At 72.5% G+C, this 21,367-nt stretch carries 17 protein-coding genes; 12 read left to right on the top strand and 5 right to left on the bottom strand.

Annotated elements, in window-relative coordinates:
* Positions 1-60 precede the first annotated feature (60 nt).
* The 10 genes from deoC to CLT68_RS10385 all read left to right on the top strand — a co-directional run bounded on the left by deoC (position 61) and on the right by CLT68_RS10385 (position 11,712).
* Positions 61-1,020, top strand: coding sequence for a deoxyribose-phosphate aldolase (gene deoC, locus CLT68_RS10430; protein ID WP_088946161.1), 960 nt, complete (start codon positions 61-63; stop codon positions 1,018-1,020).
* A gap of 6 nt (positions 1,021-1,026) precedes the next feature.
* Entirely contained in the window at positions 1,027-2,457 is a 1,431-nt protein-coding gene (locus tag CLT68_RS10425) for an aldehyde dehydrogenase family protein (protein ID WP_099850444.1), read from the top strand.
* Complete coding sequence (locus CLT68_RS10420) at positions 2,450-3,274, top strand: aldehyde dehydrogenase family protein (RefSeq protein ID WP_088946159.1); 825 nt, start codon at positions 2,450-2,452, stop codon at positions 3,272-3,274. Before CLT68_RS10425 ends, CLT68_RS10420 begins: the two co-directional genes overlap by 8 nt.
* Positions 3,275-3,603: 329 nt before the next feature.
* Positions 3,604-4,074, top strand: a complete 471-nt coding sequence (locus tag CLT68_RS10415) for a BlaI/MecI/CopY family transcriptional regulator (protein WP_088946158.1) — start codon at positions 3,604-3,606, stop codon at positions 4,072-4,074.
* Between the two features lie 10 nt (positions 4,075-4,084).
* Positions 4,085-4,990 carry a M56 family metallopeptidase gene (locus tag CLT68_RS10410; protein WP_099850442.1) on the top strand — a complete coding sequence of 302 codons (906 nt, stop codon included), beginning with the start codon at positions 4,085-4,087 and terminating at the stop codon, positions 4,988-4,990.
* Positions 4,991-5,190: 200 nt separating this feature from the next.
* Positions 5,191-6,444: a cytochrome ubiquinol oxidase subunit I gene (locus CLT68_RS10405; RefSeq protein WP_099850440.1), complete on the top strand. Its 1,254-nt coding sequence runs from the start codon at positions 5,191-5,193 to the stop codon at positions 6,442-6,444.
* Positions 6,445-6,470: 26 nt separating this feature from the next.
* Positions 6,471-7,478, top strand: coding sequence for a cytochrome d ubiquinol oxidase subunit II (locus CLT68_RS10400; RefSeq protein WP_099850438.1), 1,008 nt, complete (start codon positions 6,471-6,473; stop codon positions 7,476-7,478).
* The gene (gene cydD, locus CLT68_RS10395) at positions 7,475-9,151 is read left to right on the top strand and encodes a thiol reductant ABC exporter subunit CydD (protein ID WP_099850436.1); all 1,677 of its coding nucleotides are present in this window, start codon (positions 7,475-7,477) and stop codon (positions 9,149-9,151) included. The genes CLT68_RS10400 and cydD overlap by 4 nt, the downstream gene beginning before the upstream one ends.
* Positions 9,148-10,938, top strand: a complete 1,791-nt coding sequence (gene cydC / locus CLT68_RS10390) for a thiol reductant ABC exporter subunit CydC (protein ID WP_099850434.1) — start codon at positions 9,148-9,150, stop codon at positions 10,936-10,938. The genes cydD and cydC overlap by 4 nt, the downstream gene beginning before the upstream one ends.
* A 69-nt stretch (positions 10,939-11,007) precedes the next feature.
* A complete protein-coding gene (locus tag CLT68_RS10385; RefSeq protein ID WP_099850432.1) occupies positions 11,008-11,712 on the top strand; it encodes a permease prefix domain 1-containing protein in 705 nt (234 codons plus the stop codon).
* Positions 11,713-11,763: 51 nt separating this feature from the next.
* On the opposite strand, the gene CLT68_RS10380 is transcribed toward CLT68_RS10385, so the two are convergent.
* Positions 11,764-12,105, bottom strand: a complete 342-nt coding sequence (locus CLT68_RS10380) for a PadR family transcriptional regulator (RefSeq protein ID WP_099850430.1) — start codon at positions 12,103-12,105, stop codon at positions 11,764-11,766.
* A 160-nt stretch (positions 12,106-12,265) separates the two neighbouring features.
* Between CLT68_RS10380 and CLT68_RS10375 the strand changes: the two genes are divergently transcribed.
* A complete protein-coding gene (locus CLT68_RS10375) occupies positions 12,266-13,216 on the top strand; it encodes a DNA primase (RefSeq protein ID WP_099850428.1) in 951 nt (316 codons plus the stop codon).
* Between the two features lie 39 nt (positions 13,217-13,255).
* On the top strand, positions 13,256-15,826 hold the full coding sequence (locus CLT68_RS10370) for a transposase (protein WP_099850426.1): 2,571 nt from the start codon (positions 13,256-13,258) through the stop codon (positions 15,824-15,826).
* 244 nt (positions 15,827-16,070) lie between these two features.
* Here CLT68_RS10370 and CLT68_RS10365 read toward each other — a convergent pair whose 3' ends face one another.
* The 4 genes from CLT68_RS10365 to CLT68_RS10350 all read right to left on the bottom strand — a co-directional run bounded on the left by CLT68_RS10365 (position 16,071) and on the right by CLT68_RS10350 (position 21,160).
* Entirely contained in the window at positions 16,071-16,664 is a 594-nt protein-coding gene (locus tag CLT68_RS10365; protein WP_007455465.1) for a GTP-binding protein, read from the bottom strand.
* Position 16,665: 1 nt separating this feature from the next.
* Positions 16,666-17,040: a DUF742 domain-containing protein gene (locus tag CLT68_RS10360; RefSeq protein ID WP_088952188.1), complete on the bottom strand. Its 375-nt coding sequence runs from the start codon at positions 17,038-17,040 to the stop codon at positions 16,666-16,668.
* A gap of 101 nt (positions 17,041-17,141) precedes the next feature.
* Entirely contained in the window at positions 17,142-17,546 is a 405-nt protein-coding gene (locus CLT68_RS10355) for a roadblock/LC7 domain-containing protein (protein ID WP_030329023.1), read from the bottom strand.
* A complete protein-coding gene (locus CLT68_RS10350) occupies positions 17,543-21,160 on the bottom strand; it encodes a nitrate- and nitrite sensing domain-containing protein (RefSeq protein ID WP_099850424.1) in 3,618 nt (1,205 codons plus the stop codon). The genes CLT68_RS10355 and CLT68_RS10350 overlap by 4 nt, the downstream gene beginning before the upstream one ends.
* Positions 21,161-21,367: the final 207 nt, after the last annotated feature.

The following is a 21,367-nucleotide window of genomic DNA, read 5'->3' as shown; positions in this document are numbered from 1 at the left end:
CTCACGTCGAGCCTGCCGTGACCAAGATCACTCAGCTGTCCGGTGCGTAGACTTCTCGGCATGACGGCGACAACGACGTCGGCCCGGTCGGAGCTCTCCGAGCTGGGACGATCCGAGACCGCTCTGCGGACCTTCCTGCACGGGCTTCCCGGCGTGGACCAGGTCGGCGCGGAGCAGCGGGCGGCACAGCTCGGCACCCGATCCATCAAGACCACCGCCAAGGCCCAGGCGATCGACCTGGCGATCCGGATGGTCGACCTGACCACCCTGGAGGGGGCGGACACCCCGGGCAAGGTGCGCGCGCTCGCCGCGAAGGCACTGCGCCCGGACCCGGCCGACCCGTCCTGCCCGCACGTCGGCGCGGTCTGCGTCTACCCGGCGATGGTCCCGCACGTGGCCGAGGTGCTGCGCGGAAGTGGCGTGCACCTGGCCAGCGTGGCGACCGCGTTCCCGTCCGGTCAGGCGCCGTTGGAGATCAAGCTGGCCGACACCCGGGCCGCCGTCGCGGCCGGTGCCGACGAGATCGACATGGTGATCAACCGGGGTGCGTTCCTGGCCGGGCGCTACAAGGAGGTCTACGACGAGATCGTGGCCACCAAGGAGGCCTCCGGGGACGCCCACCTCAAGGTGATCCTGGAGACCGGCGAGCTGGCCACCTACGACAACGTGCGGCGGGCCTCCTGGTTGGCCATGCTGGCCGGCGGCGACTTCATCAAGACCTCCACCGGCAAGGTCCCGGTCGCGGCGACACTGCCGGTGACCCTGGTGATGCTGGAAGCTGTCCGTGACTTCCGGGCGGCCACCGGGCGGCAGGTGGGCGTGAAGCCCGCCGGTGGCATCAAGACCACCAAGGACGCGATCAAGTACCTGGTGATGGTCAACGAGACCGTCGGCCCGGACTGGCTCGACCCGGACTGGTTCCGCTTCGGCGCGTCCAGCCTGCTCAACGACCTGCTGATGCAGCGCACCAAGCTGACGACCGGCACCTACTCCGGTCCCGACTACTTCACCCTGGACTGATAGCCGATGTTCGAATACGCCCCCGCCCCCGAGTCCCGCTCGGTGGTGGACCTCAAACCCTCGTACGGGCTGTTCATCGACGGCGCGTTCGTCGATCCGACCGACGGTGGCAGCTTCAAGTCGATCAACCCCGCCTCCGAGGAGGTGCTGGCCGAGATCGCCGAGGCCGGCGCTCAGGACGTGGAGCGCGCGGTGCGTGCCGCCCGCAAGGCGTACGACAAGGTCTGGGGTCCGATGCCGGGCCGGGACCGGGCGAAGTACCTGTACCGGATTGCCCGGCTCATCCAGGAGCGCTCCCGCGAGCTGGCCGTCCTGGAATCCCTGGACAACGGCAAGCCGATCCGGGAGTCCCGGGACGTCGACCTGCCGCTGGTCGCCGCGCACTTCTTCTACTACGCCGGCTGGGCCGACAAGCTTCCGCACGCCGGTTTCGGTGCCAACCCGCGGCCGATCGGCGTGGCCGCGCAGGTCATCCCGTGGAACTTCCCGCTGCTCATGCTGGCCTGGAAGATCGCACCGGCGCTCGCCGCGGGCAACACGGTGGTGCTGAAGCCCGCCGAGACCACCCCGCTCACCGCGCTGCTCTTCGCCGAGATCTGCCAGCAGGCCGACCTGCCGGCCGGTGTGGTCAACATCGTCACCGGCGCCGGCGACACCGGCCGCTCACTGGTCGAGCACGCAGGCGTCGACAAGGTCGCCTTCACCGGCTCCACCGAGGTCGGCCGGGCCATCGCCCGGTCCGTCGCCGGCACCAGCAAGAAGCTCACCCTGGAGCTGGGCGGCAAGGCCGCCAACATCGTCTTCGACGACGCGCCCATCGACCAGGCCGTCGAGGGCATCGTCAACGGCATCTTCTTCAACCAGGGGCACGTCTGCTGCGCCGGCTCCCGACTCCTGGTGCAGGAGAACGTGGCCGACCGCGTGCTGGAGTCGCTGAAGCGGCGGATGGCCCAGCTCCGGGTCGGCGACCCACTGGACAAGAACACCGACGTCGGCGCGATCAACTCGGCCGCCCAGTTGGAGCGGATTCGCGAGCTGTCCGACGCCGGGTCCGCCGAGGGCGCCGAGCGCTGGTCACCGCCGTGCGAGCTGCCCGACCGTGGCTTCTGGTTCGCGCCCACCATCTTCACCGGGGTCACCCAGGCCCACCGGATCGCCCGCGAGGAGATCTTCGGCCCGGTGCTGTCGGTGCTCACGTTCCGCACGCCGGCCGAGGCCGTCGAAAAGGCCAACAACACGCCGTACGGGCTGTCGGCCGGGATCTGGACCGACAAGGGTTCCCGGATCCTGTGGATGGCCGACCGGCTGCGCGCCGGCGTCGTCTGGGCCAACACGTTCAACAAGTTCGACCCCACCTCGCCGTTCGGTGGCTACAAGGAGTCGGGTTACGGTCGCGAGGGCGGCCGGCACGGGCTGGAGGGCTACCTCAATGTCTGAGCGGGTCGCGGTACGTAAGACGTACAAGCTCTTCATCGGCGGGAAGTTCCCGCGCAGCGAGTCGGGACGGTCGTATCTCGTGCAGTCCTCGAATGTGTCACTGGCCTCCCGTAAGGACGCCCGGGACGCGGTGGTCGCCGCCCGCGCCGCCGTGAAGGGCTGGGCCGGCGCGACCGCGTACAACCGGGGTCAGATCCTCTACCGGGCCGCCGAGATGCTGGAGGGCCGCCGCGAGCAGTTCGTCGCCCTGGGCGTGCCCGGCGACGAGGTGGACGCCGCCGTCGACCGCTGGGTCTGGTACGCCGGCTGGGCCGACAAGCTCGCCCAGGTGTACGGCGGCGCCAACCCGGTCGCCGGCCCGTACTTCAACATCTCCGCGCCCGAACCGACCGGCGTGATCGCCGTCGTCGCCCCCGAGCGCCCGGCGCTGCTCGGCCTGGTCAGCGTGATCGCCCCGGCGATCGTCAGCGGCAACACGGTGGTCGTGGCGGCATCGCCCTCCGAGCCACTGGCGGCGGTGACGCTGGCCGAGGTGCTGGCCACCTCCGACCTGCCGGGCGGGGTGGTCAACATCCTCACCGGCGCGATCACCGAGACCGCGCCGGCGTTGGCGGCGCACATGGACGTCAACGCGATCGACCTGACCGGGGTGACCGACACCGCGCTCGCCACCGACCTGGAGGTCAGGGCGGCGGAGAACCTCAAGCGGGTGCTCCGACCGGCCCCGGCCGACCACGACTGGTCCGTCGACCCGGGTCTGGCTCGGATGACCGCGCTGCTGGAGACGAAGACTGTGTGGCATCCCAAGGGGGTGTGAGTCCTCCTCGGCCTTTGGGTTTTCCGGGGGAGCCCGCCCACTCCGGGCGGTCAGGCTTGATCCCTGCGCGGGCGGGCTCCCCCGGAAAACCTGACGTGGGCCGGGTTCGTCGGGTGGGTCAGCACACGGGTCCTGCCTCGGGTTGGGTGAGCGCGGTCAAGATCTGCGCAACTTCGGGGATGTTGCTGCCTCCAGCGCCTTGGAGGCAGCAACATCCCTGTTCTTGTGCGGATCTTCGGGCGGTCCGGCGGTCCGGCGGTCCTGGTCGGGGTCGGGGCGGGATGGGCTCGGGGGCGTGGGGGGTCTACTACCGGGGGTAGGATTGCTTCGTGACTCGGTTGGGCGATCTTGAGCGTGCGGTGATGGACGTGCTGTGGGACGTGGTCCCCGGCACGTCGGACGGTGTGACCGTGCGCGAGGTGGCCGACGCGCTCGACGGCCGCGAGTTGGCGTACACCACGGTGATGACCGTGCTGGACCGGCTCGCCGGCAAGGGCATGGTGCAGCGGGAGCGCGAGGGTCGGGCCTGGCGCTACCGGCCGGCGGCGAGCCGTGAGGCGCACATCGCCCAGCTCATGCTCGACGCCCTCGACCTGGGCGGCAGCCGGGACGCCGCACTCGTGCGGTTCGCCCGCTCGGTGACCGGCACCGAGGCCGAGGTGCTGCGGGCGGCCCTGGGGAGCGAGGCCGGCCTGACCGGTCCGGGTTCCACCAGCGGCGACCCGGGCGACACCGAGCTGACCGACCGCCTGGACGGGCCGACGGGCCGGCGAACCGCCGGCGAGGCAGCGGAGCGGTAGGACCCACGCCATGGCGTACGCCGTGCACTTCGCCGCCACCATGCTGGCCTGCTACCTGACGGCTCAGGTGCTGGCCCGCTCCACCTGGACGTGGCGCAGCCCCCGGGTGGCGATCATCTGCTGGCAGGCCGTCGGGTTGGCGGTGGGTCTCTCGGCGATGGGCCTGCCCATGGCGCTCGGGCTGAGCGCGTACGACCTGCCGACCGGCAGCGCGCTGCTCGCCCTGGCCAACGACCTCGCCCACGGCACACTGCCGATCGGGGTGAACACCTTCCACCTCGCCGGCGTCGGGGTGGGCTTCGGCATCGGCGCGGTGCTGGTCGCCACGACCGTCCGCAGCATCCACGGCACCGTACGCGCCCAGCGCCGGCACCGGGACCTGCTCTCCCTGGTCGCCCGGGACGATCCGGCCGCCCCCGGCGCGCTGGTGCTGGATCATCCGAGCGCCGCCGCATACTGCCTGCCCGGGGTGAAGCCGCAGGTGGTGGTCAGCGCCGGCACACTGAGCCTGCTCGACCGCGCCGAGCTGGCCGCGGTGCTCAGCCACGAGCGCGCGCACGCGCACGAGCGGCACGATCTGGTGCTGCTGCCGTTCACCGCGCTGTGCCGGGCGTTGCCGTGGTTCGGCTGGGTCCGCGACGCCCATGAACGGGTCGCCCTGCTGGTCGAGATGCGCGCCGACGACAAGGCCCGTGAGCTGCACGCGGAAGCGCCGCTGGCCGGAGCGCTGCGCCGGTTCGCCGCCGCCGGTCACCGGATCACCCCGGCCGGCGCGCTGGGCATGGGCGACCGAGATCTCGACGTACGGGTCCAGCGCCTCCTGGTCACCGACCGGCCGCCCCGGGTGCTCGGCGCCACCGCCCTCGCGGTGGCCAGCACGCTGGTCGCCCTCCCGATCACCCTCTTCCTGTCCTGACCTGACCCAGCACGTCACACGCCGCGCCCCCGCATGGGTGCCGCGCCGCTGTGTCCCGCCGCAAGAGCGCGATCTTCCAAACCCATGACTACTACGTGATGTAGTACTCTCTTCTACGACGTCATGTAGTAGACGGACGTGTAGAGAAACTACGTGTAGGGTGGCTACGACAAGGGAGCCAACACTACGGAGAGCCGGCCATGGACACCCTGCTCCTCGCCCGCCTGCAGTTCGCCACCACCACCTCGATCCACTTCCTCTTCGTGGTCGTCACGCTCGGGCTGGTCACCCTGCTGGTCGGGATGCAGACCGCCTGGGTGCTCACCGGCAATCCGAAGTGGGAGCGACTGACCCGCTACTGGGGTCAGCTCTACGTGATCAATTACGTGCTCGGCATCGCCACCGGCATCGTGATGGAGTTTCAGTTCGGGCTGAACTGGAGCGGCCTGTCGCGCTACGTCGGCAACGTCTTCGGCGCGCCGCTGGCCATCGAGACGCTGGTGGCGTTCTTCCTCGAATCCACGTTCCTCGGGATGTGGATCTTCGGCTGGCACCGGCTCCGCAAGGGTGTCCATCTCGCGCTGCTCTGGGGCGTGGCCATCACCGCGTATGCCTCGGCGTTCTGGATCATGGTGGCCAACTCCTGGCTGCAACACCCGGTCGGTTACGAGGTACGCGACGGCATCGCCCACCTCACCGACTTCGGCGCGCTGCTCTCCAACCCCAGCCTCGGCATGGCGTTCGGGCACGTGGTCTCGGCCGCGTTGCTGGTCGGCGGGATGCTGATGGCGGCGGTCAGCGCCTGGCACCTGATCCGGCGTACTCCCGACTTCGTGCTCTTCCGCACCTCACTGCGGATCGGCCTGGTCACCTCGGCGCTGGCGATCAGCCTGGTGCAGGGCTTCGGCTTCGCCCAGTTCGGCCCGGTCGGCGGCGTGCAGCCGACCAAGTTCGGCGGCCAGAGCCCGGAGGCGCAGGCGCTGATCGCCGACTGGACCACCCGGTTCGGCCCCGGCGACTACACGCCACCGGTGCTGGCCAGCGTCGGGCTGGGCTTCATGATCCTGATCGGCTTCACCCTCGGCTGCGTCTGGTTGCTGCTCCCCCTGCTCTTCCGGGACTGGATCATCCGGCTGCGCTTCCCGCTCTGGCTGGTCCTGCTCGCCCTGCCGCTGCCGTTCGTCGCGGTGATCCTCGGCTGGATCGCCCGCGAGGTCGGCCGCCAGCCCTGGGTGGCGTACGGGCTGCTCCCCACCGAGCAGGCCGTCTCCCCGGTCGGCGCACCGGTGATGCTCGCCTCGCTGATCGGGTTCAGCCTGCTGCTCGGCACCCTCGCCGTCACCAACTGGGTGCTGCTCGCCCGGCACGCGGCGCGGGGCGCGGCCGATCCGGCACTCGGCCGCCCACCGGCGCCTCCGAGTGAGTCGACCCACCCCGAACCCGCGCTCGTCTGAGGCACTGAGGAACTGAGGAGAACACCGTGGACCTCGCCTGGTACGCCCTGCTCGGCCTCTTCTTCACCGGCTACCTGGTGCTCGCCGGCTACGACTACGGCGTCGGGCTGCTGCTCGCCCGCGGTGGCGGCCCCGCTCTGCGGAGGGAGACGCTCACCGCGCTCGGCCCGTTCTTCCTCGGCAACGAGGTCTGGCTGGTGGCCGCCGTGGGCATCCTCTTCGGCGCGTTCCCGGTGCTGGAGGGCGAGTTGCTCTCCGGCTGCTATCCGGCCGTGGCCGGTGCCCTGGTCGGCGTCATCCTGGTCACCGTCGGGGTGCAACTGCGCAGCCGGCCCGCCGACGAACGGATCCGCGCGCGCTGGGACCGCGTCGTGATGATCGGCAGCGCACTCGCCGCAGTGGGCTGGGGGGTGGTGCTCGCCGCGCTGCTCCAGGGCGTGCCCCGTCAGGCCGACGGGCACGTCGCCGGGGTGTCGCACCTGGCCACACCGTTCGCAGCCACCGTCGGGCTGGCCATGGTCGCACTGGTCGCGGTGCACGGAGCGACCTTCCTCGCGCTGCGCCTGTCGGCCGACGCCGCCGCCGTGGTGGGCCGCACGGCCCGCCGGCTGGTGCCGGTGGCGCTCACCGCGGTCGCCCTGGCCACCGTCGTGGGCCTGCTCTCCTCCCGGGTACGCGACGCCGTCCAGCGGCCGGCGGTGGCCGTACTCCTGCCGGTGCTGCTCGCGGCGGCGCTGCTGGCGGCCCGCGCGGCGCTGGCGCGGCGGCGGCCGGGGTGGGCTCTGGCCGCAACCGGCGGGGCCCTGGCGCTGCCGGTGGTGCTGGTCGGGGCGGCTCTCTGGCCCTATGTGCTGGTGTCCACGACCGACCCGGGCGCCTCGCTGACAGTGACCGACGCCGCTGCGAGCGCACCGACGCTGCGGCTCCTCGGCTGGGTGGCGCTGCCGCTACTTCCGGCCCTACTAGGCTTCCAGGCGATGTGTTGGTGGGTTTTCCGAGGACGGACCGACGGCAGGGCACCGGTGTACTGGTGAAACGCCGTCCGTTCGACCCGCGTCTGCTGCGCCGGGTCCCTGCGGCCCGGCGCGATCTTGCCGTGCTCGCGCTCCTCGGTGTGCTCGCCGCCGGGTTGATCGTGGCGCAGGCCACCGCCCTAGCGGCGGTGCTGGCCACGGCGATCGACGGTCGACTGGATCGGCCGGCGCTGGGCGCCTTCATGGTCGCGGTCGCTGCCCGCTCGGCGCTGGTCTGGGCGCAGGGCACGGTCTCGGCGCGGGTCGCCGCCACGGTCAAGGCGACGCTGCGGGCCGACCTGCTCGGCGCGGTCGGCCGACACGGCCCCGGCTGGGTGGCCGGGCAGCGGGCCGGTCAGATCGCCACCCTGGCCGGGCGCGGGCTGGACGCGCTGGACGCCTACTTCACCGGATACCTGCCCCAACTGGTGCTCAGCGTCACCGTGCCGCTGGCGGTGCTCGCCCGGGTCGTCTTCGCCGACTGGAGCTCGGCGGTGATCATCGCGGTGACCCTGCCGCTGATCCCGGTCTTCGGCGCGCTGCTCGGCTGGCAGGCCCAGGCCGCCACCGAACGGCAGTGGCGGCGGCTCTCGCTGCTCGGCGGGCACTTCCTGGACATGGTCGCCGGGTTGCCCACGCTGCGGGCGTTCGGGCGGGCCCGGGCACAGACCGAGGTGGTGCGTCGGATGGCCGACGGGCACCGCGTCGCCACCATGAAGACGCTGCGGATCGCGTTCCTCTCCGCGCTGGTGCTGGAGCTGGTCGCCACCCTCTCGGTGGCACTGGTCGCGGTGCCGGTCGGCATCCGGTTGCTCGGCGGCGGGCTGGCCCTGCAGACAGCGCTGCTGGTGCTGCTGCTCACCCCGGAGGCGTACCTGCCGCTGCGGGCCGCCGGCAGCCGCTTCCACGCCAGCATGGAAGGGCTCGCCGCGCTGGACGAGGCGCTGACCATCTCGGCCGCGCCGACCGCTCCCCGGGCCGCTGAGGGCGCCACCGTCCCGGACGCGCGACGTGACATCCGGTTCGAGGGGGTGACCGTGGCGTACGAGCGGACCACCGCCCTGCGTGACGTGACCCTGACCATCCGAGCCGGCGAACGGATCGCCATCATCGGGCCCAGCGGCGCCGGCAAGAGCACGTTGCTCGGCCTGCTGCTCGGCTTCGTGACCCCGACCAGCGGCCGGATCACAGTGGACGGGGTCGACCTCGCCACCGCCGACCCGGACGCCTGGCGTCGGCAACTCGCCTGGGTGCCGCAGCGGGCCCATCTCTTCGCCGCCTCGCTGGCCGACAACATCCGGCTCGGCGCACCGGACACCACGCCCGACGCGCTCTCCGCGGCAGTGCACGACGCCGCTCTGGACGACGTGGTGGCCGGTCTGCCGGACGGCCTGGACACCCTGCTCGGCGAACGCGGCCACGGGCTGTCCAGCGGGCAACGGCAGCGGGTGGCGCTGGCCCGGGCGTTTCTGCGGGCGGCGCCGGTGGTGCTGCTCGACGAACCCACCGCCCGCCTGGACACCGCGGCCGAGGCGGTGGTGCTCGACGCCACCCGCCGCCTGGTCGCCGGGCGCACCGCGCTCCTGGTCGCGCACCGACCGGCGCTGCTCGCCGACGCCGACCGGATCCTGCGGGTCGAGGACGGTCGGGTCACCGAGCTGACGCCCGAACCGACCGGGAAGGCGACCCGATGAGCGCGGAACACGGGCCGGAGGCGGTCGCCGGCGTGGCATCGGGCCGGCGGACCGCCGCCGAGCGCGCCGTGCTGCGACTGGCCCGCCCGTACCTGGGTCGGCTGGTCGGTGCCGGGCTGCTCGCGGCCGCCACCGAGTTCGCCGGGCTCGCCCTGATGGCCACCGCCACCTGGCTGTTGATGAGCGCCGCCGGCCAGCCTCCGCTGGACCGGCTCACAGTGGCGATCGTCGCTGTCCGGGCGCTGGCGATCAGCCGTGGCGTGTTCCGCTACACCGAACGGCTCGCCGGGCACGACGCGGTGCTCCGCATGATCACCGACGTTCGGGCCCGGGTCTTCGCCACCCTCGCCGCCCGGCGTGGCGCCGCCCACCGGTCGGGGGACGTGCTGAGCCGGCTGGTCTCCGACGTCGAGGCCGTCCAGGACCTGCTGCTGCGTGTGCTGGTCCCTGGCTCGGCGGCGGCCCTGGTCGGTGTGCTGGCGGTCGGCGTGGCGGCGCTGATCTCACCACCTGCCGCCGGTGCGCTCGCCGTCGGGCTGCTGGTCGCCGGGGTGGCGTTGCCCGCACTGGCCACCGCTGTCACCCGCCGCAGCGCGTCCCAGGTGGCCCCCCTGCGCGGCGCACTGGCCACCGACGCGATCGACCTCACCCACGGCGCAGCCGACCTGGCCGCGTTCGGGGCCACCGACGTCACACTGCGTGCGGCCGCGCAGCGGGCCCGCCGGCTGGCCCGCCTGGAACGTCGGCTGGCCGCCACCGGGTTCGCGGTGGACGCGGCCGGGGTGCTGACCGCCGGGCTGACCGCCGCGGCGGTGGTGCTGGCAGCGCTGGCCGCCGACGTGTCGGGGGTGCTGGTGGGTGTCCTGGCCGTCGGCGCGCTGGCCGCCGTCGAGGTGACGCTGGCACTGGTCACGGCGGCCCGGCAGTGGACGCAGTTGCGGCCCGGTCTGGCCCGGGTGGCCGACCTGCTGGACGCCGGCACGCCGGCTTCCCCGCCTACGACCGGCATGACGGACCTGGTCGGCCCCCACGAACTGCGCTTCGTCGACGTGACAGTGCGGTACCGGGCCGGTGCGGCACCCGCCCTCGACGGCGTCAGCCTGGACCTGCTGCCGGGGCGGAGGATCGCGGTGGTCGGCCCGAGCGGCGCCGGCAAGAGCACCCTGGCCGCCGTCCTGACCGGCACCGTCCAACCGATGTCCGGGCGGGTCACCCTCGACGGTCACGACCTCTCGGCGTACGCCGAGGAGGCACTGCCGCGGGCGGTCGGCGGCCTGCTGGCCGAGGCGTACGTCTTTCACGCCACGGTGCGGGAGAACCTGCTGCTCGGGCGGGCCGGGGCCGACGAGGAGGCACTGACGGCCGCCACCGCCGCCGCGGGCCTGCTGGACTGGGTACGCGCCCAGCCGGCGGGTTGGGACACGCTGGTCGGCGAGGAGGGCGGGCAGCTCTCCGGTGGCCAGCGGCAGCGGCTGGCGCTCGCCCGGGCTCTGCTCGCCGCGCCGCCGGTGCTGGTGCTCGACGAGCCCACCGAAGGTCTTGATCCGGCCGCCGCCGACGCGGTGCTCGCGTCCACTCTCGCCGCCACCCCCGCCGGGCACTCGGTGCTGCTGATCAGCCACCGGCTCAGCGGGCTGGCCGAGCTGGACGAGATCGTCGTCCTCGACGGCGGCCGCGTGATCCAGCGCGGCCGGCACGCCGACCTGGTCGCCGCCCCGGGCTGGTACCGGGACCAGTGGCTGCTCCAGGCTGCGGCCGAGCGGGGTTACCTGGCCCTCGCCCCCTGACCGGGGCTCGGGGACGGACCAGGGTTCTCCCCGACGTCAGGGCTCCCTGACCCGTGGCAGGGTGGTGCCATGCCGCACCGTGAGGACGTGTTGGTCGACGAGCACCTGCGTGAGTTGGCCGCCCGGTTGCAGGGGCCGGCGCGACTCAAGTCCGACCTGCTCACCGAGGCCCGGCACGGGCTGCTGGACGCCGTGGAGGCGTACCGGGAGAGCGGTGTGCCGTCCACGGAGGCGCAGCGCCGGGCCGTGGTCGAGTTCGGCTCACCGGCGCAGGTCCTTCCCTCCTGGCAGGCCGAGCTGGCGGTGGGCGCTCTGCGCGGGCTCTCCCTGCGGATGCTGGCGATCGCCGGGGTCGGGGTGGTCGCCGGGGATCTGACCTGGCGGGGGTCGAGCTGGAGCAGCGGCCCCCGTCCACCGGCCGGCTACCAGCTGCTCGCCAGCTCGGTCGACTGGATCTGGATGGGTTCGCTGCTGCTGGCAGTGGCCGGTCTGCTGGTGGTCGCGGCGAGCGCCCGTTCGACACGTCCGGGTCTGGCCCTGGTGCAACGCGCGGTGGGCGCCGGCCTGACCGCCATGCTGGCTCTCGCCATGATCGCCGGCTGCGCCCTGTTCGCCTGGTCGATGACTCTCTGGGACGACGCGCTGCGCTGGCCACCAATGATCATCGGTGCGGTGCTGGTGGGCGGGGCGTACTTCTCGCTGGCCCGTGCGGTGCGCGGCTGGCTGCAGGCCACCGCCCGCCGAGCGGAGTCGCTCGCCAGCCCGGCCCACTGAGCCACGTCGCCGGTGCCCCGGTCCCGCCGGTGGTCGCCGGCTCGACCGGGGTCAGGCCGGGGTGGTGGGCGGGCTGCCGGGGTCGAGGAACCGGCCGACGGTCAGCTGGAAGTCGCGCCAACCCGCGCGCTCCCCGGCCAACGCTCGCCGGCCGGAATCGGTGAGCTCGTACGTCCGTCGTTCCCTGCCGTTGACGGTGCTCCAGGTGCTCGCCACGTGCCCGGCGCGTTCCAGCCGACGCAACGCCGGATAGATGGTGCCGGTGGGCAGATCCAGAGTGCCGTCGCTGCGCGCGCGCAACGCCTCGATGATGGCGTAGCCGTGCAGCGCGCCCTGTTCGAGAACGGCGAGCAGCAGAGCGTCGAGATGGCCGTGCAACGCCTGGGCCTTCATACGTAGCTACGCTACTTGTCGAACAGCCAGATCGCCAGCGCCCACCACGAGCAGGTCGAATCCGTGCGCCAGCCAGCCACCGGGGTGCGGGCATCGGTCACCCAGGGCCGCCGACTAGGGTATGTGCCCAGAGTCACTCGCCGGTCAGAGACCCCGGCGGGTGGGCAACCCGAAGCACACGGAGGTCAGCGTGGCCCGCCAGTCGCCCCAACGGCCCGACGCCGACGAGCCCGAGCTCGACGACACCACCGGCGCGGTCGAGCCAGATGAGACCGACGGCCCCTCGGCCTCGGTCGACCGTGCACTCTGGGACGAGCTGCGCATCGACCCGGTGGAGATCGCCCTGCCCGCCGGCACCGGCTTCACGCTGCGGGCATACCGGCCGGCCAGCTCGCTGACCCCGACCGACGTGACCGAGCGCGACCTGGACGACCCGTTCCTCGCCCGACGTCAGGTGATCGAGGAGGAAGAGGACGACGAGACCGTCGTCATCCTCGACGAGGACCTGGCCGAGGAGTTCGCCGACGACGAGGACGAGTCGAAGCGCCGCCGACGCGACGGCGCCACCGACACCGACGCGGACGACGACGAGGCCGACGAGGACGCCACGGACGAGGCGGACGACGAGGAGGTGCCGGTCTTCCTCAGCAACCAGGGCAAGCTGCTGCTGTTCAAGACCCCCGAGTCGTTGGTCAGTTTCATCCGGTCCGGTGCGCCAAACGATCTGTCCCAACTGGACAGCTGGAATGAATTGTCCGAACGGGTGGAGCCCGCGGATATCGCGCCCCTCGACGAGGACACCTACGAGCTCGACCTCGTCGTGGAGAACCTGCGCGGTGGGCACGACTCCTGGGATTCGACCCTGCTGATCGAGGCCGGCGAGGTCGCGCGTGACCTCTCGTACGCATTGCGGCTGCCTGCGGTACTCGACATGCTCTCCGCCGGCTCCAGCCTCGACGACCTGGACGAGGCGCTGCGTGCCACCGCCAACGGCGGGATCGGCGCTTTCATGGGTCGGCGGCGGCTGAAGAAGATCGGTGCGCAGACCGCGAGTTTGGGTTGGCGCACCATTGTCGGCAAGATCTCTGCGGTGGTGGACTGGCGCGACTGACCCGTACCGGGGAGCATCAGTTGCTGGCAGAGGAAAGACCTGTCCCGGGAGGAGGACGACGCCGTGGCGCTCGTGCGCGTTTACTGCGGTCTGGCCTCGGCGGATCCGGCTGACCGACCGGCCTCCGCCGGTTCGACGCTGACGTCCGCTGTGGTCGACGACGCAGGCCGTCTGCTGCATGTCTGCGAGATCAGCGACGAGGCCGCTGGCTACGCCCAGCTCGTCGCGCTGCTCGTGGAGCGGTCGGGCGGGCCGAGCGGTGCGGCCATCGCCGCCGACAACGACGACCACACGGTCATCTCGCTGTTGAGCGCGGCGGGTCGACCCCTGGCGATCGCCGACGACGACTCGGTGGACGACTTCGCCGAGCGGTTCGCCGACGACGACTCCCTGGAGGAGATGCAGTCGCCTCCGGCCGAACGACGTGCCGTCGGCCTGGCCCGCGCGTTGCAGGCGGGCGCGCTCTCCGCGGTCACCCTGCCGGCACCCCGGGATCTCGCCGGCTACAAGCAGGTGCTCGCCGCGCACGCCGCGCTGGCCACCGGCCGGCACTCCGCCGCCGTGGCGCTGCGCGAGGTCCTGCGCGAGCTCTACCCGGCGGCCCTGCGTGCATACCCGGACCCGGCCGAGCCGGTCTCGCTGGCGGTGCTGGACGCGCTGCCCGAGCCGGGCATGCTCGGCGGCACCGTCGCCCGGGGCCGCGAGGTGTCGGTCGCGGCGGACGCCATCGCCGCGCACCTCGCCGCCGACGGGGTGGCCGACGCCGACGAGATCAACGAGGCGGTCACCGCTCTGCGGGTCGCCATCTCCGAAACGCCGCGGCGCGCCGCGGTCAACCGGGCGCTCACCTCCGCGGTGGCCGAGACGGTCCGCCAGGCCGTCGCTTCGGTGCGGGCCTGCGACGCAGGCTGTGAGGCCCTGGTCAGCGCGCTCGGCTCGCGGGTGACCGCCCCTGCCCAGGCACCCGGCCGCCGTGCCGCCGCCCGCCGTGGCGAGTCGGTCGGCGAGCTGACCGGGATGGCCGGCAACGGCGCCCGCCGTGGCGAGCCAGCCGGTGAGCCGACCGGGCTGGCCGGCACCGGCGCCGGGCTACGGTCGCTCCGGCCCACCCCGGCCGCCGACCCCGCACCCGCCGTCGGGCGACGCAGCCGCCCCGAGCCGATCCCCGGTAACGCGCCGCTCGCGTCGCCCCGCCCACTCGGGCCGCCCCCGGTCGCCCCGGCTCCGGTCACGCCGCCGCCGGTCGCGCCCGCGCCGATGGCCCCGGCCGCCATGGCCAAGCCGCCGTCGTCCACACTTCCCGGCCGCACCGAGCCGGCGCCCAGCCGGATCGACGGTCCGACCAACCGACCGGTCTCCTCGCCGCCGCCCCCGCCGCCCGGGATCACCCCGATCGCACCGGCACAACGCGGCATGGTGCCTCCGGCCGAGGCGGGCGAGCCGTTCCGGCCGACGCTGACCACCGCCGCGATCAACAACGCGCGTGCCGAACGGCAGCGGACGGTCATTCCTCCCCGCCCCAAGACGAACGGCGAGCCCCGGCCGAGCCACCTGCAACGCCCGGTGGACGAGCCACCCACGGGCGGGTTCAGCGCCACCGATCTCAGCATCCCGGTGCCGATCCCCCGTCCTGGCCAGGAGGCCGCCGCACCCCCCGGTTCCCGCGCCAACTGGCCGCTGGTCAACAACCCGGAGGACCCGGCCGACAGCTCGCCGGACAACCCGGTGGCCTACCCGTACGGTGGCAGCCGCGGCATCGAGGCCCCGACCGACCCGGGTCGGGCCGACGGTCGGGTCACCCCGCCCTGGTTGGCGGACGACCTGCCGCAGGAGCCGCCCATGCTGCGACTGGTGGAGCCACCGCCACTGGCTGACCGGGCGCTGCGCGAGGGGCTCAACCCGTCTGCGGACGCGCACCTGGAGACCCCGCCGCTGCGGTTGGTCGACCGGGAGCTGGCTGCTCGCGGCGGCCGACCGGCCGCTCGACCCGACCGTGCCGCCGAGCACCGTCCGCCGCCGCCGATGGAGCACCGGACGCCCTCGCTGGAGCCTCGCACTCCCTCATTGGAGCCCCGCACGCCCTCGCTGGACCAGCGGACGCCGCCGATGGAGCGCCGGACCCCTCCGCTGGAGCGCCGGACGCCGCCGGTCGAGCACCGTCCGCCACCGGTCGCCGACGAGGGTGACGGCGACCTGCTGATCTTCGCGCAGGCCAAGTCGGCCTGGTTCGTCGGCCAGGCCGAGGAGTCCGACCTGGACTGGTCGACCACGGCCGACACCGGCTGGCAGGCCGCAGAGCAGGCCGCCCGCCCCGCGGTCGGCGCCGAGACCAACGCCGGGCTGCCGAAGCGCGTGCCTCAGGCCAACCTGGTCCCCGGTTCCCCGCTACGCGAGGAGCGTCCATTGCGGATAGTGCGCGATGCGGCAAGCCTCGCGGAGAACACCACCGGCTACTTCCGTGGTTGGCGTCGCGGCCAGGAGATCGGCGGTTTCGCGGTGGGTGGTCGACCCGGCCGCGAGGCGGCCGGCGGCTGGGACTTCAGCCGCGACCACGGCGACCGCGACGACGACCGGGAGTACGAGTACCGCTCCGCCGGTTACCAGTCCTGACCCTCGTTACACGCGACAGCGCCCTCAGTCAGCTGACTGAGGGCGCTGTCGCGTGTGGAGACGTGCCCCTGGACGCGGCAACGCCGCCTCTCGAAGCCCGCAGCTCAACGGCCCAGGGTGCGGGGGCCGGTGGCTTCCAGGGCCTCAGGAGACGGCGTAGGGCGCGCGCCGACGTAGGGGCGCCGGCGAGCAGGGTGGTGCTCCCGGTGGCGGCCTGAGCCACCACCGGGGTGCGGCGTCCCGATCAGGCCGGGGCGACGGCGCGCGTACGGCGCATGGTGAGCACGTACTCGACCAGCGAGATCAGCACGTGCTTCGTCGACTCCCGGTTACGGGCGTCGCAGGCCACCACCGGCACGTCGCTCGAGATCGCCAAGGCGTCCCGAACGTCCTGCGGGTCGTGGTACTGCATCCCGTCGAAGCAGTTGATCGCCACCAGGTACGGGAGGCGTCGGTGCTCGAAGAAGTCGATCGCCGCGAAGCAGTCGGCCAGCCGGCGAGTGTCCACCAGCACGACCGCGCCGATCGCACCCCGAACCAGTTCGTCCCACATGAACCAGAATCGGGTCTGACCCGGCGTACCGAACAGGTACAGGATCAGGTCACGGTCGATCGAGATCCGGCCGAAGTCCATGGCCACCGTGGTCGTCGTCTTGCCCGGCACCTGCCGGGTATCGTCGACGCCCACGCCAGCGGAGGTCATGATGGCCTCGGTGGTCAGCGGCGTGATCTCCGAGACCGAGCCGACCAGCGTCGTCTTACCGACGCCGAATCCACCGGCGATAACGATCTTCGCCGACGTCACGCGGCCGCTCGGGTTCGGCGGGCGGTGCGACATGTCAGAGCCTGCGAAGTCCACTCAGCACCCTCTCCAGCAGTTCAGTGCCCACCGCGTCGTCGGAGTCGTCCAGGATGGTCGGCTCGTGGACCGCGACCAGGCCGTCCGTCGCCATGTCGGCGATGAGCACCCGGGCCACACCGAGCGGGAGCTGCAGCCGCGCCGCGATCTCCGCGAGCGATTGCACGCGTCCGTCACACAGCGCGGCGATGTACTGGTGTTCGCGGCCACCACCGTTGCCACTGGCAGCGGTGCGGCCGCGCACCGTCGTCTCGACGAGCGCCTCCAGCGCGATGTCGAGCCGGGGACGGGTACGGCCACGGGTCACGGCGTATGGACGGACCAACGCTCCGGTCGGTTCGTCACGATCGGCCATCTCGCCGCTCACCTCCTTCGTACCCGTTACCGGCTCCCACCGGTGAAGCCCGTCGTTGTCGTTGTTGCGTTGGTGCCGATCTCACGATCGGCGGCGAGGCGTCAGCCCAGCATGCCCGCAGCCGCACGCGGCTGCGGAGTCAGTGCGTCGCCCACCCGGTCGACCAGCAGCGCCATCTCGTAGCCGACCTGGCCCACGTCAGAGCTGCGGGCGGCCAGCACGGCGAAGGACGACCCATCCGAGATGGACATCAGGAACAGGAAGCCATTGTCCATCTCCACGACGGTCTGCAACACCGCGCCTCCCTCGAAGCAGCGGGCTGCCCCCTGGGTCAGGCTGACCAGACCCGAGGAGATCGCGGCGAGCTGGTCGGCCCGGTCGCGCGGCAGGTCCCGTGACGACGCCAGGAGAAGGCCGTCGGCCGAGACGGCGACCGCATGAGCGACACCGGGCACCCGGTCGGCGAAGTTGGCCAGCAGCCAACCAAGATCCTGCGTAGTTGTCATCCTTCTTGCTCCTTCTGCCCGCTCCCGGCCACCGGGCCTGAGCCAGACTGCGAGGATTGCCCTCCCGGAGTCGCCTCCGGGCTGGTCGGGTTGTCCGAGGTGCTACGCCCTCGCTGCACGCCCCGGTGGTAGGCGGAGAGCAGGCCACGGACCGCCTCCGGGGAGCGCCGCTGGACCGAGGTGGTGGGCTTCTCCACCGCGCCCGGCACCAACTGCGCCATCGGCTTGCGCTTCGGCAGGCCGGTCGTGGTGGTCTCGCTCACCGGCACCGCGCCAGCCGCCGCCGAGGCAGCACGCCAGCCGTCGTCGGCAGCGGTCTGCCAGCCGTTGGTCTGCGGTTGAGGCCGGCGGTTCGGCAGGCTCTCAGCGACGCTCGGGCGACCGCCCTCGTTCGCTGTGGAGCCGTTGTCCCGCGGCGCTCCTCCGGCCGTCGGAGTGTCTGCCATCGGTGTGTTACCTGTCGTCCCGGGTGGTGTCTTGTGGACTGCCCGACCGGTGGCCTCGACCGTAGCGAACTGCTGGGTCGCGGAGTCGCCGTTCGTCGCCGGCTGCGCGCCGGGTCCCGCTTCCTCCGAACCCGGACGGCGGGTACGGAACCAAGCCGACTCGAGCTCCCGGAAGATCGGCAGCTCCATCGTCTCGTCCGCGTAGCGCTGGCGGTTCTGCGCCTGCGGTTGCTGCGGTGCCGGCCGATTCTGCGGTGCCGGCCGATTCTGCGGGGCCGGAGCCGGAGCTGGAGCCGAGGGCCGAGTCGGAGGCTGGGCTGCTGCGGCCGGCTGTTCGCCGGGTCGCGGCACCCGCGGCAGCTCCGTCGTCATGTCCAGGGCAGCGGCGAGCCGCTCGGGCACCGGCGGCGCCGAAGCGTCGCGGTCGGCACCCGGCACCGGCGGCCAGGCCGGCGGCGCGGGGGTGCTGGGCGCCTGCGCGGGCGGGGCCGACCGGGGTGCGAACCCGGCGAACGACTGGCTGGAGGCGGGCGGCACCGAGTAGGGCTGACCCGAATACGGCTGGCCGGACGCCGGCGACGCCGACACGGGCGACGCGGACACCGGCGGACCGGCGTACGGCTGCCCGGAGGCCGGGGCCGCAGAGACAGGCGGGCCGCCGTACGGGGCACCCGAGTAGGGCTGCCCGGAGTACGGCTGGCCGGAGGCCGGCGAGGCGGAGACCGGCGCGCCGGAGTAGGGCTGCGCGGAGACCGGCGGCGCCGAGTACGGGTGTGCCTCGGGGCTGCTCGGCAGCTGCCGTGGAATCGACGGCTGCTGGCCGGAGGTCGGGCTGTCGTCCCCGGCGCGACGCTGCGGCAGCGGGTCGATCGGCTGGCCGTTGGCGGTCCGCGGGGTGAACCCGTCACCACCGTTGACGCCGTTCGTCCCGGCAGCGCCGGTCAGGTCGGACCAGGCCGGCATCGAGCGGTAGCCACCGGAGTTGGCGGGGGTGCCGGCACCGTTGCGCGAGGCGGGCTCGAACGGCCGCCCGCCGAGGGTGACCTGGTTGCCGGACTCGCTCGGACGAGGGCCGTTGCCCAGCGCCGGCAGGGCGCCGAAGGCCGGTGCGGGCCCGTTGTGCTGGGGGCCACCGGCTGCGGGCAGGGCCGGGGGCTGCTGCACCCGACCGGAGAGCGCCCGGGGCACCAGCACCGAGGTGGGCAGGGTCACGTCCGCGACGGTGCCACGGTCGGAGCCGGGGCGCAGCTCCACCCGGACGCCGTGCCGGGACGCCAGTCGGGCGACCACGACCAGGCCCATCATCCGGGAGACGGCGACGTCCACCTGCGGCGGCGTCGCGAGCCGCTCGTTGAGGTCGTGCAACTGCTCGGCGCTGATGCCGATGCCGCGGTCCTCGACGTAGAGCGAGGAGCGGTCGCCGACCCGACGGGCCTCGACCATCACCTGCGAGTCGGGCGGAGAGAACGCGGTGGCGTTGTCGAACAGCTCGGCGACGAGGTGCACCAGGTCGTTGACCGCGTGCGCGGCGACCTCGATGTCGCGGTCGATGACGCCGAACTCGATCCGGGTGTAGTGCTCGACCTCGGACTGCGCGGCCCGCAGCACGTCGATGAGCGCGGCCGGCTCACGTTGCACACGGGTGGAGTCGGCACCGGCGAGCACCAGCAGGTTCTCGTCGTTGCGGCGCATCCGGGTGGCCAGGTGGTCGAGCTGGAACAGCTCGGCCAGCCGGTCCGGGTCCTCCTCGCCGCGCTCCAGCCGGTCGAGGTGCCCGATGAGGCGGTCGACCAGGATCTGTGAACGGCGGGCCAGGTTGACGAACATGGTCGCGACGGAGGCGCGCAGTGCCGCCTGCTCGGCGGCCGTACGGACAGCTTCCAGGTGGACGGCGTTGAACGCCTCGGTCACCTGGCCGAACTCGTCCCGGCTGCGGACCGGTAGTGGCTCGGCGATCTGGTTGGCCAGCTGCACCGGGGAGAGCTGCCCGACGACCTGCGGGTCACGCAGTCGGGCAACCGCCTGGGGTAGGCCGTACTGGGCGACGGAGAGCGCACCCTGCCGCAGCTCACGAAGTGAACGGGCCATGGAGCGGGCGACCAGGTACGCGAAGAGGATGGCCAGCAACAGCATGCTGAGCAGCAGGCCGGTCTCCAGGAAGACCTGGCGCTGCACGTCCGAGCGGAGACTGTTGGCCTCGTCGACCACTTCGCCGTCGAGCTTGGTCTCGACGTTGCGGATCAGCTTGGCGTTGGCCGTCATGGCGGCTTCCCACTGGTCCGGCCCGAACGGCGCGTTGCGCATGTCGCCGGTGGTGTTGCCGTCGATCCAGCCGGTGTAGTTCTGTGCCTCCCGGCGGTCGCCGCCCGCGACCGTCTGGTCGTGGAACTTCGCGTCGTCCGGGGTGGCGACGGCCTTGAAGCTCTGCAGCGCCTGCTGCTGGCCGGTGCCACTGGCGATGTAGTCGGTGCGCAGCGCCGGAGTGAGTTTCTTGCCGCCCTTCACACCCAGCGCGCGGTGCACCACGACCCGGCGTGCGGCGAGGAACTCCTTCTCGCGGGCGACCGCCGCGGCGGCGCGCATCCGGTCGCTCAGTTCGTTGTTGCCGGCGAGCTGCGTGGCCGAGTCGCGGATGGCGAGCAGGTCGCTGATCAGACCCTCGTACGCCTGCACGGTCTCGGTGAGCGCGAGCTTGCCGTTGAACACCTGGCTGCGGATGCCCGACAGGTCCTGCAGGTTCTGGTCGATGCCGTCGAGCAGACCTTCCAGGCTGCCCGGCAGGTCCTCGATCTCGGCACGCTGCTGCCGGTAGGGGGACGTCTCACGGTCCACCCGGGAGGTCACCCGGTTGTAGGCCTCCTGGTACTGCGCCGTCGGCTGCGTCCCGTCCGCCCCCAGCAGCAGCACGGCGGCGGTCCGCTCATCCTGCAGACTGTCGACCAGGCTGCCTGAATAGCTCGACAGGTTGGCCAGGTCGCCGGCTCGGTTGGCATTGTTGAGCGTCTCCACGTGGTCGACAAGACCACTGGTGCCCACCACGACCGTGGCGATGGTCGGCACGATCATGATGAGACCGAGCTTGGACCAGATCGGCATGTCCCGGAGCCGGCTGGCCGGCCGGCGCAGCCGCGACAGGAAGGAGCCCGCCGTCTTTGGCCGTTTGCTCACAACACCGCCCTCGCGATTACAGCTTCAACGCGTTGCCCCGGGCAACGCCCAGCGACCGACCCGGCGGGTCGGACCCCCGAGATTCCATCACGCCGGTCGACAAGAAGAAAGCCCAGGTTGTCACCGGCCGGAGGTGTGATGAGATGTTGATGCGATTTGATAGCAGTCCGTCTGGCCGGAGTAACTGAAGGTAATGAAACATCCGCA

Source organism: Micromonospora sp. CNZ299 (genome assembly GCF_002754415.1).
The sequence above is the reverse complement of the archived record's forward strand: the minus strand, read 5'-3'. Positions and strand labels throughout refer to the sequence as shown.